This is a genomic window from Bacteroides sp. RCH18, from assembly GCF_058231005.1.
Genome location: NZ_JBIPTC010000002.1, coordinates 409,950 through 425,950, shown reverse-complemented (window position 1 = coordinate 425,950; position 16,001 = coordinate 409,950). Strand labels below are relative to the sequence as shown.

Annotated in this window: 11 protein-coding genes, 2 tRNA genes and 3 rRNA genes; 2 read left to right on the top strand and 14 right to left on the bottom strand. The window is 42.7% G+C overall.

Annotated features, from left to right (window positions below):
• Positions 1–138: 138 nt before the first annotated feature.
• Positions 139–1,494: a trigger factor gene (gene tig / locus ACHLI0_RS16880; RefSeq protein ID WP_008764110.1), complete on the bottom strand. Its 1,356-nt coding sequence runs from the start codon at positions 1,492–1,494 to the stop codon at positions 139–141.
• Between the two features lie 398 nt (positions 1,495–1,892).
• Between tig and rbpC the strand changes: the two genes are divergently transcribed.
• Positions 1,893–2,138 carry an RNA-binding protein RbpC gene (gene rbpC, locus ACHLI0_RS16875; RefSeq protein WP_004297160.1) on the top strand — a complete coding sequence of 82 codons (246 nt, stop codon included), beginning with the start codon at positions 1,893–1,895 and terminating at the stop codon, positions 2,136–2,138.
• An 88-nt stretch (positions 2,139–2,226) separates the two neighbouring features.
• On the opposite strand, the gene ACHLI0_RS16870 is transcribed toward rbpC, so the two are convergent.
• Together ACHLI0_RS16870 and ACHLI0_RS16865 are read right to left on the bottom strand one after the other, a co-directional pair.
• Positions 2,227–2,997, bottom strand: a complete 771-nt coding sequence (locus ACHLI0_RS16870) for an ABC transporter ATP-binding protein (protein ID WP_490749729.1) — start codon at positions 2,995–2,997, stop codon at positions 2,227–2,229.
• On the bottom strand, positions 2,994–3,737 hold the full coding sequence (locus ACHLI0_RS16865; RefSeq protein WP_008760768.1) for an MlaE family ABC transporter permease: 744 nt from the start codon (positions 3,735–3,737) through the stop codon (positions 2,994–2,996). The genes ACHLI0_RS16870 and ACHLI0_RS16865 overlap by 4 nt, the downstream gene beginning before the upstream one ends.
• A 75-nt stretch (positions 3,738–3,812) precedes the next feature.
• Here ACHLI0_RS16865 and lptB point away from each other — a divergent pair, with 75 nt between their 5' ends.
• Positions 3,813–4,580 (top strand): LPS export ABC transporter ATP-binding protein, encoded by a 768-nt coding sequence (gene lptB, locus ACHLI0_RS16860; protein WP_008760767.1) that lies wholly within the window; start codon positions 3,813–3,815, stop codon positions 4,578–4,580.
• 77 nt (positions 4,581–4,657) lie between these two features.
• Here the strand turns inward: lptB and der are convergent, their stop codons facing one another.
• From der to ACHLI0_RS16805, 11 genes are all read right to left on the bottom strand, one after another.
• Positions 4,658–5,971: a ribosome biogenesis GTPase Der gene (der, locus tag ACHLI0_RS16855; protein WP_008760766.1), complete on the bottom strand. Its 1,314-nt coding sequence runs from the start codon at positions 5,969–5,971 to the stop codon at positions 4,658–4,660.
• A gap of 48 nt (positions 5,972–6,019) precedes the next feature.
• Positions 6,020–6,901 (bottom strand): GTPase Era, encoded by an 882-nt coding sequence (era, locus tag ACHLI0_RS16850; protein WP_008760765.1) that lies wholly within the window; start codon positions 6,899–6,901, stop codon positions 6,020–6,022.
• Between the two features lie 85 nt (positions 6,902–6,986).
• The gene (locus ACHLI0_RS16845; RefSeq protein ID WP_008760764.1) at positions 6,987–7,994 is read right to left on the bottom strand and encodes a beta-ketoacyl-ACP synthase III; all 1,008 of its coding nucleotides are present in this window, start codon (positions 7,992–7,994) and stop codon (positions 6,987–6,989) included.
• An 86-nt stretch (positions 7,995–8,080) separates the two neighbouring features.
• Positions 8,081–8,266 (bottom strand): 50S ribosomal protein L32, encoded by a 186-nt coding sequence (gene rpmF, locus ACHLI0_RS16840; RefSeq protein ID WP_002562387.1) that lies wholly within the window; start codon positions 8,264–8,266, stop codon positions 8,081–8,083.
• A 12-nt stretch (positions 8,267–8,278) separates the two neighbouring features.
• Positions 8,279–8,857 carry a YceD family protein gene (locus tag ACHLI0_RS16835; RefSeq protein WP_008760763.1) on the bottom strand — a complete coding sequence of 193 codons (579 nt, stop codon included), beginning with the start codon at positions 8,855–8,857 and terminating at the stop codon, positions 8,279–8,281.
• A 207-nt stretch (positions 8,858–9,064) separates the two neighbouring features.
• Positions 9,065–9,175 (bottom strand): 5S ribosomal RNA (rrf, locus tag ACHLI0_RS16830).
• A gap of 117 nt (positions 9,176–9,292) precedes the next feature.
• A 23S ribosomal RNA gene (locus ACHLI0_RS16825) occupies positions 9,293–12,172 on the bottom strand.
• Between the two features lie 159 nt (positions 12,173–12,331).
• Positions 12,332–12,408, bottom strand: a tRNA-Ala gene (locus ACHLI0_RS16820).
• A 54-nt stretch (positions 12,409–12,462) separates the two neighbouring features.
• Positions 12,463–12,536: transfer RNA gene (locus ACHLI0_RS16815), tRNA-Ile, on the bottom strand.
• A 161-nt stretch (positions 12,537–12,697) separates the two neighbouring features.
• Positions 12,698–14,220 (bottom strand): 16S ribosomal RNA (locus ACHLI0_RS16810).
• Together the 16S, 23S and 5S rRNA genes with 2 tRNA genes alongside form the textbook arrangement of a ribosomal RNA operon.
• A gap of 994 nt (positions 14,221–15,214) precedes the next feature.
• Complete coding sequence (locus tag ACHLI0_RS16805; RefSeq protein ID WP_414202993.1) at positions 15,215–16,000, bottom strand: class I SAM-dependent methyltransferase; 786 nt, start codon at positions 15,998–16,000, stop codon at positions 15,215–15,217.
• Between the last annotated feature and the right edge of the window lies 1 nt (position 16,001).

The window sequence follows — 16,001 nt, the reverse complement described above, 5'->3', positions numbered from 1 at the left end:
TGTTCCTTTCTAATTAAATTTATAATAAACGTAAGTGCAAAGAAACGAAAAAGAACACAGAGACACAAAAAAACACAGAGTTATAATTTTATAAAAACTCTGTGTTTCTGTGACTTTATGTTCTATTCAACCGAACGATTATTCAAACATTTTATTGAATTCTTCCATAGAAACGTTCTTGTTCTCCAAAGTTACCTGAGCTTTCAAAGCTGCAGCCAGCTTCACTTCCACTACGCGGCTTACCAGATTGTTGATAGTATCTTTCTTCTTCAACATTTCCTGTGCATAGTTATCAAGCACATCTTCGGGTACAGACAACATTCCATATTGAGCGAACTGTGCTTTGGTAGTTTCTTTCGCCATCTTCAGCACATCTTCCTGCTCTACCTTAATATCGTTTGCCTCTACCAGCTGTTCCTTGATCAGGTGCCAAGTCAGTTCTTCAATGCTCTTATCGTAGTTTTCAGCTACATATTCTTCGCCTTTTTCTTCGTTGTTCAGCAACATGATACGTTTCAGCAATGCATCAGAGAATTCCAGCTTACCTACTTTGTCCATCATCACTTTACGAATGTCGATCAGGAATTTATAATCGCTGTCAGCAACAAATCTTGCTGCGATTTCTTCTTTGATCTTAGCGCGGAATTCTTCTTCAGTCTTCACTACACCTTCACCAAATGCCTGGTCAAATACTTCCTGAGTCAGTTCACCCGGTACGAAACGAGTGATTTCTTCTACCTGGAAGCTGAAGTCAGACTTCACATCCTTAGCGATTTCCTTGTCGATCTTCAACAGAGAGCCGAGTTCAGCAGCGTGTCCGTCGTAAGCAACATTCGGGTTGAATACCAATACGTCATTTACTTTGGCATTAGCAAAGATAGCTTTCTGATCGTCGTTCTTCATATAAGAAGGCATTAATACAGCACCTTCTACCTGAATACCGCCTTCTTTCGTATTACCTTCTTCGTCCAGCTGAGCCAACAGACCTTTCAGCATGTCGTTATCTTCGTAAACGTCTACTTTGTCGTATTTACCGGTGCGCTGAGTATACATCTTCACCTGGTTTTCGATCATTTCATCCGATACTTCGATCGTATAGTAATCTACTTTATCTTTAGCGCTTACTTCAGCTTTGAATTCAGGTGCCAGAGCGATATCGAACACAAACTCGAATTCTTCCATTGTATCGAAGTCGATAACCTGCTGTTTTTCTTCGTTAGGCAACGGTTCGCCCAGCATGTTCACCTTATTTTCTTTAATATAGTTGTAAACAGCTTCTTGCAGTACCTTATTCACTTCTTCTGCAATCACTGATTTACCATACATCTTCTTAACCAGGCTCATCGGAACCATTCCTTTACGGAATCCCGGCATCTGTGCCTTCTGACGGAATGATTTCAACGATTTGTCTACTTTTTCCTGATAGTCGGCTTTCTCAAGCTTCACAGTAAGCTGTGCGCTTACTTTGTCAATGTTTTGTAATGAAACGTTCATTCTGACAATTATTTATTTGATTTATACTTTGTTCTAACTCAAACGAGGGTGCAAAATTAGTGCTAATCTTTCAATTTTCAAAAGACATTGCAGATTTATTTCGCATCTATTTTGGAATATACAAATGACAATTGCATGACAGGCAGCGGTTCACTAGCCACGCATCCTTGTTTTTTTCTCGTTGCCTGCAAATAAAAGTAAGAAAAAGATGGTCAATCCAAAAATTATTCTTTTCTTTGCTGCGGATTGATGGACCATTAGTTTCTCGATTTGATTACAAGGTTTTTACTTCTGTTTCGAAAACGCATTTGTAAACTCTCTGTCGTTTTAATCTTTTTATTAGTAACCATCTATCCAGAGAGTTTTATTCATTTATTTATTTTTTTATCATTTTCATTATGAACATTTATGTTGGAAACCTTAACTACCGTGTTAAGGAAGGAGATCTGCAACAAGTGATGGAAGATTACGGAGCAGTATCATCAGTTAAAGTAGTTATGGATCGTGAAACCGGTAAATCCAAAGGATTTGCTTTCATCGAAATGGAAGACGATGCAGCAGCTGCTAAAGCAATCGCAGAATTGAACGGTGCAGAGTACATGGGCCGTACAATGGTAGTTAAAGAAGCTAGACCCAGAGCTTAATTGCCGACGCTAATATAGCTAAGAAAAAAAAGAAACTTCTGCCACCTGATGACAGAAGTTTTTTTATGTCCTTCTATTTACTTTTCCGTCAGCCTTCCATATTCTGCACTTCCATATCCTTCACTTTACGAAGCAGGTCCGAAGCAAAGATAAAGTTATTCAACCGTTCATTGGTAGAAGTGAAAATATCATCTTTCGTCCCTTCCCATTCCTTATGTCCTTCATAAATATAAATCACTTTCTCACCGATTCCCAGCACAGAGTTCATGTCATGGGTATTGATAATAGTCGTCATATTATACTCCTGAGTGATGTCATGAATCAGGTCATCAATAACTAATGACGTTTTGGGGTCCAGCCCGGAGTTCGGTTCATCACAGAACAGGTACTGCGGATTCAATGCGATAGCACGGGCAATAGCCACACGCTTCTGCATACCGCCACTGATTTCACCCGGAAATTTATCTTTCGCCTCAGTCAGATTCACACGTTCCAGACAGAACATGGCACGCTTGGTACGGTCACGCAGTGTATCGTTGCTAAACATATTCAGCGGGAACATTACATTATCCAGCACCGACATGGAGTCAAAAAGCGCCGCACTCTGGAAAATCATCCCCATCTCCTTACGAAGCATCTTTTTCTCCTTCTTCCCCACCAGGACAAGGTTACGTCCGTCATACAGCACTTCTCCTTTTTCGGGAGTAAGCAAGCCTACGATACATTTCATCAAGACCGTTTTACCAGAGCCGCTCTGACCGATAATCAGGTTTGTCTTTCCATTCTCAAAAGACGCATTGATATTACTCAATACCGTTTTATCTTCAAATGATTTATAAAGTCCTCTAATATCAATCATCCCATCAAAAGTTTAGTTAATACCAAATCTGCAAACAGAATCAACACACTACTGCTTACCACAGCATCCGTAGAAGCCTTTCCTACAGCAATGGAACCACCATCTACCGTATAGCCGAAAAAGGCAGAAACACTTGCAATAATAAAGGCAAAGAAAAGGGATTTTATGATACCCGCCCAGATAAACCATTCGACAAACATATACTGCAGTCCATATTCCAGATCGACCGCATTCATCACACCGGCAAACCAACAGGTACAAAAAGCACCGATAATACCGGCAAAAATACTAAACGTCACCAACACAGGGATCACAGTTACCATGGCCGTTATTTTGGGTAGTATCAGATAATTGGCGGAATTAATACCCATTATTTCGAGTGCGTCAATCTGTTGCGTCACCCGCATTGTTCCCAGTTCCGAAGCAATGTTCGAGCCGACCTTTCCCGCCAGAATCAAACACATAATAGAAGAGGAGAACTCCAGCAACATAATTTCACGTGTCACATATCCCACTGTCCAGCGAGGCATCCATGGACTTTCAATATTCAATTTAATCTGAATAGTAATCACCGCGCCGATGAAAAACGAAATCAACAACACGATGCCGATGGAGTTCACACCCAGTTGCTCCATCTCGTTAAGGTATTGCCGGAAAAACATACGCATACGCTCGGGACGGGAAAAAGTACGTCCCATCAGCATGATATATCGTCCGACAGTTCTCAATGCTTTTATCATAACTCACACTATTTGTCTGCAAATGTACATTATTTCAGCTTATTTTTACTACATTTGCCGCAAAATAACTAGAATATGGAAGAAAGCAAGATGGTGCTTCGCACGGAAGACCTGGTTAAAAAGTACGGTAAACGAACCGTTGTAAGCCATGTATCCATCGACGTGAAGCAAGGTGAAATTGTGGGTTTGCTGGGACCGAACGGTGCCGGTAAGACGACTTCATTCTATATGACCGTAGGACTGATTACTCCTAATGAAGGACGAATCTTTCTCGACGACCTTGAGATAACCAAGTTTCCAGTATACAAACGGGCGCAGACAGGTATCGGATACCTTGCACAGGAAGCCTCCGTATTCCGTCAGATGAGTGTAGAAGACAATATCGCTTCCGTACTCGAAATGACCAATAAGCCCAAAGATTATCAAAAAGACAAGCTCGAAAGTCTGATTGCTGAGTTCCGCCTTCAGAAGGTACGCAAGAACAAGGGTAACCAGTTGTCCGGAGGTGAACGCCGTCGTACTGAAATCGCCCGTTGTCTTGCCATCGACCCGAAGTTCATTATGCTCGATGAACCGTTTGCCGGAGTCGACCCTATCGCAGTAGAAGATATTCAGCAGATTGTGTGGAAGCTGAAGGATAAAAACATCGGTATCCTGATTACCGACCACAATGTGCAGGAAACATTAAGTATCACTGACCGCGCTTATCTGCTGTTCGAAGGCAAGATCCTGTTTCAGGGAACACCGGAAGAATTGGCAGAAAACAAGATTGTGCGTGAAAAATACCTGAGTAACAGTTTCGTTTTGCGCCGTAAGGACTTCCAGTTAAATAAAGACGAATAATCCTCTTAAATAAAAAGAAATCGCCCGGCAATGGAATATTGCCGGGCGATTTCTTTTTATTCATACGAATATACCTTTTACTTCTGTCGGATATAAATATTGATCGGTGTACCGGTCAGGTTCCACTTCTCACGCATTTTGTTTTCCAGGAAACGTTTGTACGGTTCCTTCACATACTGCGGCAAATTGGCGAAGTACACAAATGAAGGCACTTGTGTATTCGGCAACTGCGTGATATATTTAATCTTGATATATTTACCTTTATTGGATGGAGGCGGATATGCCTCAATCAGCGGAAGCATCTCTTCGTTCAGACGGGCAGTCGGTATCTTCGTCGTACGGTTTTCATACACGTTACGGGCTTCTTCAAGCACTTTCAGGATACGCTGTTTGGTCAATGCAGAAGCAAATATAATCGGGAAATCCACAAAGGGAGCAAAACGTGAACGGATAGTCGCCTCAAACTCCTTCATCATTTTCGCTGTTTTATCCTCTATCAGGTCCCACTTATTAATCACGACTACCAGTCCCTTCTGATTTTTCTGAATCAAAGAAAGAATATTCAAATCCTGACTTTCAACGCCTCTTGTAGCATCGAGCATCAAAATACAGACATCCGCATTTTCAATCGAACGAATCGAACGAACTACCGAATAGTATTCCAGATCCTCGTTCACCTTATTCTTTTTACGGATACCGGCTGTATCTACCAGATAAAAATCAAATCCGAATTTATTGTAACGAGTATAAATAGAGTCACGGGTTGTTCCGGCGATCTCCGTAACAATGTTACGGTCTTCTCCGATAAACGCGTTTACGATAGAGGATTTTCCCGCATTCGGGCGTCCTACTACAGCAAAGCGGGGAATATCATCATCCAGGATTTCCGAAGTCTCTTTATTGAATTTGCTGACAATCAAGTCCATCAAATCACCTGTACCACTTCCGGTGATAGCAGAGATACAATACGGATCGCCCAATCCTAATTTATAAAACTCAGGAGCGTTATATTGTAGTTCATTATTATCTGTCTTATTGGCAACCATAATCACCGGGCTGTTAGCACGTCGCAAGATAGTCGCAACCTGCATATCCAGGTCAGTCACTCCGTTCATCACATCCACTACAAACAGAATAACGTCTGCTTCCTCCACAGCCAGCAATACTTGCTTCCGTATTTCCTCTTCAAAGATATCATCAGAGTTCACTACCCATCCGCCGGTATCTACCACGGAGAACTCACGGCCCAGCCATTCGGACTTGCCATACTGTCTGTCACGGGTTGTACCCGCTTCTTCATTCACAATTGCCTGACGAGTTTTCGTCAGACGGTTAAATAAGGTAGACTTGCCCACATTGGGGCGTCCTACAATTGCAACTAAATTATTCATAGCTCAATACCTTGTTTTTTCACGACTATCCCAGTCGCATGAATACTCTTAATCTAACTGATAACCAAAGTTCCGCAGTTCCTTATCCGAACTACGCCAATCTTTATCAACCTTCACATAAGTTTCCAGGAAAATCGTCTTTCCAAAGAAACGTTCCAATTCCCGGCGTGCTTCGGTAGCTACTTTTTTCAATGCTTTTCCCTGCTTGCCGATAATGATTCCTTTTTGTGAATCACGTTCCACATAAATCACTGCCCGGATATGTATTTTTTTCGCTTCCTCTTTAAATTCTTCCACTACTACTTCCACCGAATAGGGGATTTCTTTATCATAATATAGCAGAATCTTTTCACGGATAATCTCATTCACAAAGAAACGGGCAGGCTTATCCGTCCATTGATCTTTGCCGAAATAAGGAGGAGAATCAGGCAACAGTTCCTGAATACGCTTCATCACATAGTCTACATTAAACTTGGATGCGGCGGAAATAGGGATAATCTCAGCCTGCGGAAGCAGTTCCTTCCACTCTTCGACCAGTTTGATCAGCTTCTCCTGATCCGTAAGGTCTATTTTGTTGATAAGCAACAGGACAGGAACCGTCATCTGACGCACCTTTCCCATAAACTCATTATTCTTATCGGGCGTCTCCACCACGTCAGTCACATAAAGCAGTACATCCGCATCTGTCAGTGCAGAAGTTGAGAAGTTCAGCATCGACTCCTGCAACTTATAGTTAGGTTTCAATACTCCCGGAGTATCAGAAAAAACAATCTGCATATCATCCGTATTATAAATTCCCATAATTCGGTGACGGGTAGTCTGCGCTTTGAAGGTAGCAATTGATATACGTTCTCCCACCAAAGCATTCATCAATGTCGACTTTCCGACATTCGGATTCCCTACGATGTTTACAAAACCTGCTTTATGCATTTCTCTTTATTTTATTGGTTGAGACAAAAAAACGCATCGAATCGAAATAGGATGCGTTTTTTGTGTTATAATTCAGTAACTTACGTTACGATTCCTTTTTTCCGTCATAACCCCATTTTACATAAACCGCACCCCATGTAAATCCGGCGCCGAATGCTGTAAATATAATGTTATCACCTTTTTTTAGTTTATCTTCAAAATCCCAGATACACAGAGGAAGCGTAGCGGCACTTGTGTTACCATAATGTTCAATGTTCACCAGCACTTTATCCATCGGGAGTTCCATGCGATGAGCCACAGCTTCAATGATACGTACATTCGCCTGGTGGGGAACCACCCAGTTAATAGTATCTTTGGTCAAACCATTCTTTTCTGCAATTGCAGCCGATACATCCGACATACTTGAAACCGCATATTTGAACACTGTTCTTCCTTCCTGGTGCAGATAGTGCATTTTATTGTCTACAGTGAAATAAGACGGAGGACAAACCGAACCACCAGCTTTCATGTGGAGGAAAGGCAAGCCTTTACCATCTGTTCTCAGTATCGAATCCATAACACCTAAATCTTCCGTAGTGGGCTCCATCATAAAAGCAGCGGCGCCGTCACCAAAGATAGGGCATGTAGCACGATCTGTATAGTTAACCATTGACGACATCTTATCGGCACCGACAATGATAATTTTCTTATATCTTCCCGAACGAATGAAGTTAGCAGCTGTTTCCATCAAATACAGGAAACCGCAACAAGCGGCCTGCAAATCGAAAGCAAATGCGTTTTTCAGTCCGAGTTTATCGCAAAGAATAGAAGCTGTAGAAGGGAAGTGATAGTCAGGAGTAGTAGTAGCAACAATAACCAAATCGATATCGTCAGGATTGGCTCCGGTCTTCTTCATCAACTGCTTGGCAGCTTTGCGTGCCATGTATGAGCTACCTAATCCTTCCTCATTCAGAATATGTCTTTCCTTTACTCCAATACGAGTCATAATCCATTCATCGTTGGTATCTACCATTTTTGATATCTCTTCATTAGTCAAGATATAATCGGGTACATATCCTCCAACTCCTGTGATTACTGCATTTATTTTTTCCATCAAACCTATTTTAAATTAGCGATACTATAATACTTAAAGCAGCCGGAGAGTTTTCCCCCTCGGCTGTCTTGAGTATACTGTACTAATTATACAGCTGCTTCTTTTTCGATAGCGAGCTTACCTCTGTAGTAACCACATGCGCCACATACAGTGTGATAAACATGCCATTCTCCGCAATTCGGACAAATAGCCAATGTAGGAGCTACTGCCTTATCATGAGTTCTTCTCTTTGCTGTTCTTGTTTTTGATTGTCTTCTCTTAGGATGTGCCATTTTCTTAAAACTTTAATTATTATCTAATATTTTTTTTAATTCATTCCAACGGGGATCAATTTGTTCCTCCATTTCCTCCTCAACTACGATATCATCTCCACCTGTGTCGAAGACTTCATCGCTATCTTCATTAGCATCTGTTTTGAGATGCTTGCTCAACTTGCTAGTAACAGCTTTGTTGCACTTACCCGGAGCATGTACATGCTTCATTGGGATAGAGAGTGCAACGAATTCATACATGAACCATGCAACATTGATTTCTCCCTCTTCTTCAGGGATCACAATCAGGTTGTCGCCTTCCTCTGCATATTCATGTCCAAACTTCACCATCAGTTTGTCAGACGAAGTGATCTGTAGCTCCATTTCGTCCAGGCAACGGTCGCATGGTACCCATACTATACCGTCTGTCTGAAAGCTCAGTTCGAAAGCACGAGAGGTTCTTTTCACAGTCAAAGTAACATTTACTTTTCCTTTCTGAACTTCAGGACCATCAATGTGGGCGAAGTAAAGGTTATCCAAAACAAACTCATACTTAGCAGAGTCTGTTTGCATGCCTTTCAAATCAATTTTGTATTTATCAAACTTTCCCAAAGCTTCTCTCTTTTTTAAATCGTTAGATTACAATTCGGGCGACAAAGATACAAATAAATATCCTCATAACATACAAATTACCAGTAAATATTCACTTTTTTAATAGGTATTATGAGGATTATTGCTGTTAAAAATGATGTCACAAATTTCAGAAGGACAAAAAACAAGAAAGCCCTTCGGGTATTTCTACCTGAAGGGCTTCTCTAAAAATGGCGGCTACCTACTCTCCCACTGTTACGCAGTACCATCGGCGTGACGAGGCTTAACTTCTCTGTTCGGAATGGGAAGAGGTGGAACCCTCGTGCTATAACCACCTGAATAAATTCAATAAGGTTATGACATGATGAAAAGTAAAACTTAAGTAAGATATCAGAGTCAAATGAATGAACTTACTGATACGCTCGCTAAACGTATATATCGCGATCCGCACCGTCCGAAAGAAAGTGAACGGGCAATTAGTAATGCTCGGCTTTGATGTTACCACCTTTACACCTGCATCCTATCAACGTCATCGTCTTTAACGACCCTAAGAAATCTAATCTTGTGGCTGGCTTCGTACTTAGATGCTTTCAGCACTTATCCAATCCCGACTTAGATACCCAGCAATGCACCTGGCGGCACAACTGGTAAACCAGCGGTCAGTCCAACACGGTCCTCTCGTACTAGTGTCAGAGCCACGCAAATTTCATACGCCCACGATAGATAGAGACCGAACTGTCTCACGACGTTCTGAACCCAGCTCGCGTGCCACTTTAATGGGCGAACAGCCCAACCCTTGGGACCTTCTCCAGCCCCAGGATGTGACGAGCCGACATCGAGGTGCCAAACCCCTCCGTCGATATGAGCTCTTGGGAGGGATCAGCCTGTTATCCCCGGAGTACCTTTTATCCTTTGAGCGATGTCCCTTCCATACGGAAACACCGGATCACTATGCTCTAGTTTCCTACCTGATCGACTTGTTAGTCTCCCAGTCAAGCGCCCTTATGCCATTACACTCTACGGACGGTTACCAATCGTCCTGAGGGCACCTTTAGAAGCCTCCGTTACTATTTTGGAGGCGACCACCCCAGTCAAACTACCCACCAAACAGTGTCCTCGCAACTACGAGTTAGAACTCAAATAATCAAAGGGCCGTATTTCAACAGCGACTCCACAAATACTGGCGTACCTGCTTCAAAGTCTCCGGCCTATCCTACACATCAATTACCCAAATTCAATGTTAAGCTATAGTAAAGGTTCACGGGGTCTTTTCGTCCCATCGCGGGTAATCGGCATCTTCACCGATACTACAATTTCACTGAGCTCACGGTTGAGACAGTGTCCAGATCATTACACCATTCGTGCAGGTCGGAACTTACCCGACAAGGAATTTCGCTACCTTAGGACCGTTATAGTTACGGCCGCCGTTTACTGGGGCTTCAATTCAATGCTTCTCTTGCGATGACATCTCCTCTTAACCTTCCAGCACCGGGCAGGTGTCAGGCTGTATACATAATCTTTCAATTTGGCACAGCCCTGTGTTTTTGTTAAACAGTTGCCTGGACCTATTCTCTGCGCCCAACTCTCGTTGGGACCCTTTATCCCGAAGTTACAGGGTCAATTTGCCTAGTTCCTTAACCGTGAATCACTCAAGCGCCTTAGTATATTCAACCCGACTACGTGTGTCCGTTTGCGGTACGGGTACCTTAAGGATTAAGTTTAGCGGATTTTCTTGGGAGTATGCTTACACGCACTATTGGATTGTTCCGAAGAACGCTCCATACTATCAGGTTCGACTCTCATCCCGGATTTGCCTGGGATGATCAACATCTACACCCTTCAACGGACTATTCCGTCAGTCCGCGGCGCTGTCACTGCTCCGTCTCCACGTCACTCCTTAAGGTAGTACAGGAATATTAACCTGTTCTGCCATCGGCCTCACCGTTCGGCTGAGCCTTAGGACCCGACTAACCCTGATCCGATTAGCGTTGATCAGGAAACCTTAGTCTTTCGGCGAGGGGGTTTCTCACCCCCTTTATCGTTACTTATACCTACATTTGCTTTTCCACACGCTCCAGCAAAGCTCACGCTTCACCTTCGACGCAGAGTGGAATGCTCCCCTACCGATCATTACTGATCCCATAGCTTCGGTAAAACACTTAATGCCCGATTATTATCCACGCCAAACTCCTCGACTAGTGAGCTGTTACGCACTCTTTAAATGAATGGCTGCTTCCAAGCCAACATCCTAGCTGTCTTAGCAATCTGACTTCGTTAGTTCAACTTAGTGTTTATTTGGGGACCTTAGCTGATGGTCTGGATTCTTCTCCTTTAGGACATGGACCTTAGCACCCATGCCCTCACTCCTGTGATAGAACTAATGCGCATTCGGAGTTTATCAAGACTTGATAGGCGGTGAAGCCCTCGCATCTTATCAGTCGCTCTACCTCACATTAGTAACTCACAAGGCTGCACCTAAATGCATTTCGGGGAGTACGAGCTATCTCCAAGTTTGATTAGCCTTTCACCCCCACCCTCAGTTCATCCGGAAGCTTTTCAACGCTTATCGGTTCGGTCCTCCAGTTAGTGTTACCTAACCTTCAACCTGACCAAGGGTAGATCACTTGGTTTCGCGTCTACTCCTTCCGACTCGACGCCCTGTTCAGACTCGCTTTCGCTTCGGCTGCACATCTCAAGATGCTTAACCTTGCCGGAAAAAGTAACTCGTAGGTTCATTATGCAAAAGGCACGCCGTCACTTCTTACGAAGCTCCGACCGCTTGTAGGCGCACGGTTTCAGGGACTATTTCACTCTTCTATTCGAAGTGCTTTTCACCTTTCCTTCACAGTACTGGTTCGCTATCGGTCTCTCGGGAGTATTTAGCCTTACCGGATGGTCCCGGCAGATTCACGCAAGATTTCTCGTGTCCCGCGCTACTCAGGATACCACTACGCTTAATTTGACTTCGTATACCGGACTATCACCGTCTATGGTTCCACTTTCCAGAGGATTCTACTCATCAAATGTCTTGCGACATCGTGGTCCTACAACCCCACACATGCCGTAACATGGGTGGTTTGGGCTATTCCCCGTTCGCTCGCCACTACTAGGGGAATCATTATTATTTTCTTTTCCTACAGGTACTAAGATGTTTCAGTTCCCTGCGTTAGCTTCCATCAAAGATGGATGACATTCCTTCAGAATGCCGGGTTGTCCCATTCGGAAATCTCTGGATCAAAGGTTATTTGCACCTACCCAGAGCTTATCGCAGCTTATCACGTCCTTCATCGCCTCCGAGAGCCAAGGCATCCGCCATGCGCCCTTGCTTACTTTCTTTCAAACTTACTTTTAAGTATCAGGTATTAAGTATCAGGTATTAAACCGGAGTACTTAATATCGCGGTACTTAAAACGTACGGTTCGATATATACTTTTAGCTCTTTACTAAATTTTACTTTTTGTACATCATGTCAAAGATCGTTTCTCTTTTCAGAGATGGTGGAGAATAACGGATTCGAACCGTTGACCCTCTGCGTGCAAGGCAGATGCTCTAGCCAGCTGAGCTAATCCCCCAAGAGTAATTGAACATTCCAACACTGTATTGGCAACGACAATTTTTGTTCGGAGTAGTCCCAGGCAGAGTTGAACTGCCGACCTCTACATTATCAGTGTAGCGCTCTAACCAACTGAGCTATAGGACTAGTTCAACCTTGTCTACCTGATGTTAGACTCGGCTTCTTTCTTTTCTCTTGTTTATCTCTATCTATACTTCTATAGATGGTTGATCTATATGTTATAAATAAACAAGTACCAGTAGTACAATAATAGAACCAATGAAATCGTTGTAACGACATCACTCCAGAAAGGAGGTGTTCCAGCCGCACCTTCCGGTACGGCTACCTTGTTACGACTTAGCCCCAATTACCAGTTTTACCCTAGGACGCTCCTTGCGGTTACGTACTTCAGGTACCCCCGGCTTTCATGGCTTGACGGGCGGTGTGTACAAGGCCCGGGAACGTATTCACCGCGCCATGGCTGATGCGCGATTACTAGCGAATCCAGCTTCACGAAGTCGGGTTGCAGACTTCGATCCGAACTGAGAGAGGCTTTTGGGATTAGCATCCTGTCACCAGGTAGCTGCCTTCTGTACCCCCCATTGTAACACGTGTGTAGCCCCGGACGTAAGGGCCGTGCTGATTTGACGTCATCCCCACCTTCCTCACATCTTACGACGGCAGTCTCTCTAGAGTCCTCAGCATAACCTGTTAGTAACTAAAGATAAGGGTTGCGCTCGTTATGGCACTTAAGCCGACACCTCACGGCACGAGCTGACGACAACCATGCAGCACCTTCACAAATGCCTTGCGGCTAACCTGTTTCCAGATTATTCATTTGCAATTTAAGCCCGGGTAAGGTTCCTCGCGTATCATCGAATTAAACCACATGTTCCTCCGCTTGTGCGGGCCCCCGTCAATTCCTTTGAGTTTCACCGTTGCCGGCGTACTCCCCAGGTGGAATACTTAATGCTTTCGCTTGGCCGCTTACTGTATATCGCAAACAGCGAGTATTCATCGTTTACTGTGTGGACTACCAGGGTATCTAATCCTGTTTGATACCCACACTTTCGAGCATCAGTGTCAGTTGCAGTCCAGTGAGCTGCCTTCGCAATCGGAGTTCTTCGTGATATCTAAGCATTTCACCGCTACACCACGAATTCCGCCCACCTCTACTGTACTCAAGACAGCCAGTATCAACTGCAATTTTACGGTTGAGCCGCAAACTTTCACAACTGACTTAACTGTCCACCTACGCTCCCTTTAAACCCAATAAATCCGGATAACGCTCGGATCCTCCGTATTACCGCGGCTGCTGGCACGGAGTTAGCCGATCCTTATTCATATGGTACATACAAAATTCCACACGTGGAAAACTTTATTCCCATATAAAAGAAGTTTACAACCCATAGGGCAGTCATCCTTCACGCTACTTGGCTGGTTCAGACTCCCGTCCATTGACCAATATTCCTCACTGCTGCCTCCCGTAGGAGTTTGGACCGTGTCTCAGTTCCAATGTGGGGGACCTTCCTCTCAGAACCCCTATCCATCGAAGGTTTGGTGAGCCGTTACCTCACCAACTGCCTAATGGAACGCATCCCCATCGATAACCGAAATTCTTTAATAATCAAACCATGCGGTCTGATTATACTATCGGGTATTAATCTTTCTTTCGAAAGGCTATCCCCGAGTTATCGGCAGGTTGGATACGTGTTACTCACCCGTGCGCCGGTCGCCAGCAATCTATTGCTAGATCCTGCTGCCCCTCGACTTGCATGTGTTAAGCCTGTAGCTAGCGTTCATCCTGAGCCAGGATCAAACTCTTCATTGTAAAAGTATTTTCAATCAGCATTGCTGCTGCTTTTTGCTCTGTTCAGGATGCCGTACAATTTATTGACTTCATTAATACCTTATGACTCATACATATTACTACATATAAGACAAGTATTGACGGTTCTATTTTTTCTTGTACTACTTGTATTGTTTATCAATATTTCAAAGAACATCTTGCTTTCGTTTTAAAAGCGAGTGCAAAGGTAAGAGGTTTTATTTTAACTACCAAATGTTTTCGGAAGTTTTTTTTCGTTTTTCTTTTTCTATCGTTTCTCAGACTCTCTTAGCGAAAGGGAAAGAAGGTAAAGAAGAAAAGCGAAACACCTTTGCTTTGCGAATCGGACTGCAAAGATAAGAACTTTTAGCATTATCCTCCAAACTTTATCGGAAGTTTTTTTGTTCTTATGGTTAAGCAGACACTTGCTTTTACACTAAGTCAATTTATCAAGGCTTTCTTCTCTTGGAAAGCGGGTGCAAAAGTAGCCCCTTTTCAAATATACTCCAAACTTAAATCACTCTTTTTTTGAATTATTTTTGAAAAGACTCGCTAAAGTGTTGAATCATAAGGATGTTGTAGAACATATTTTTCTCGGATGTAGGAGGAACAGAGGAAAGGCATACACATTATTATATTCACACGCGCGTTAGGAGGGCGAGGGCACGGGCGTATGCACCAGGGAAATGAAGAGGAAATACAGGAAAGGTGAAGAAGATGCGCAGAGGAAACGCAGACCGGGAATCCAAAGAAAAGGAAGAAAAAGATGGAGGAAAAGGGAACAAAGAGGATGGAATAAGAGGAAATATCAGATTCATGAAATAGTCTGTTATATAAAACACTGGTTAGATAACACAGGTTAGATACAGTAGAAGGAAGCCCGGAAGTTGAAAGTATCTGTCATGAGTAGTCACACAGCTTGTTGTATCTCTTAAAACAAAATAGGGCTTCGTTCGCCCTCTGGACATATGAAACCCCAATTCCTTATAAAATACAATCATTTAGTTATGTAGAAACAGGAAGTAGAAAAATAATTTCGAATATATCGAATAGAACTAAGTATTGGCATAAGTTTGCGCGGTTTTAATTTAAACTTTTGCTTATAATGGGGATTAATAAACCACAAAATTCGGTCTACAATTCTGCCATTACTTTCTTTTATTATGCTTTCAAAATGCTCTATAGACAGCCCCGCAGCTTTTATATTCAACAATTCTTTAATACATGAATCATTTTCACCAAAAATAAATAGAATTTTATTGTACACAGATAAAGGTAAAAGATGAATAAATGGCATTTTAGAACAAAATCCATTACGGCATATTTGTTGATGTCCACCAAACGGCATTTGCCAAGCAGGAAATCCCCAAAAGATTATACCTGTTTCAGACAGAAATTCTTTAGCATGAAGCATAAATTCAACTTTCCGATATTTATCTATATGTTCTATAACGTCATGTATCAAAATTATATCATATTTATTCATATCCTCTTCAGAACTAAAATCAAAAAAGTCAGAATGAATAAACCGCCCATTAAAACCTAAGAGATTGAAATAACTAATTGCCTGAGAGATTCGTTCTTCGGAACGATCTATTCCTGTTACATTGCATTCTTTTTCGGCAAATGGTAACAAATTTCCTCCTTCCCCACACCCTATCTCCAATATATTCATACCTCTTTTTATAGCAACAAACTTCTCGAGATAATCAATATAAAAGTCTCGAGAAGTTATTGCAAGTTCATTAAAATAGGAATATCTATCTATATGTCTTTGCTGCATA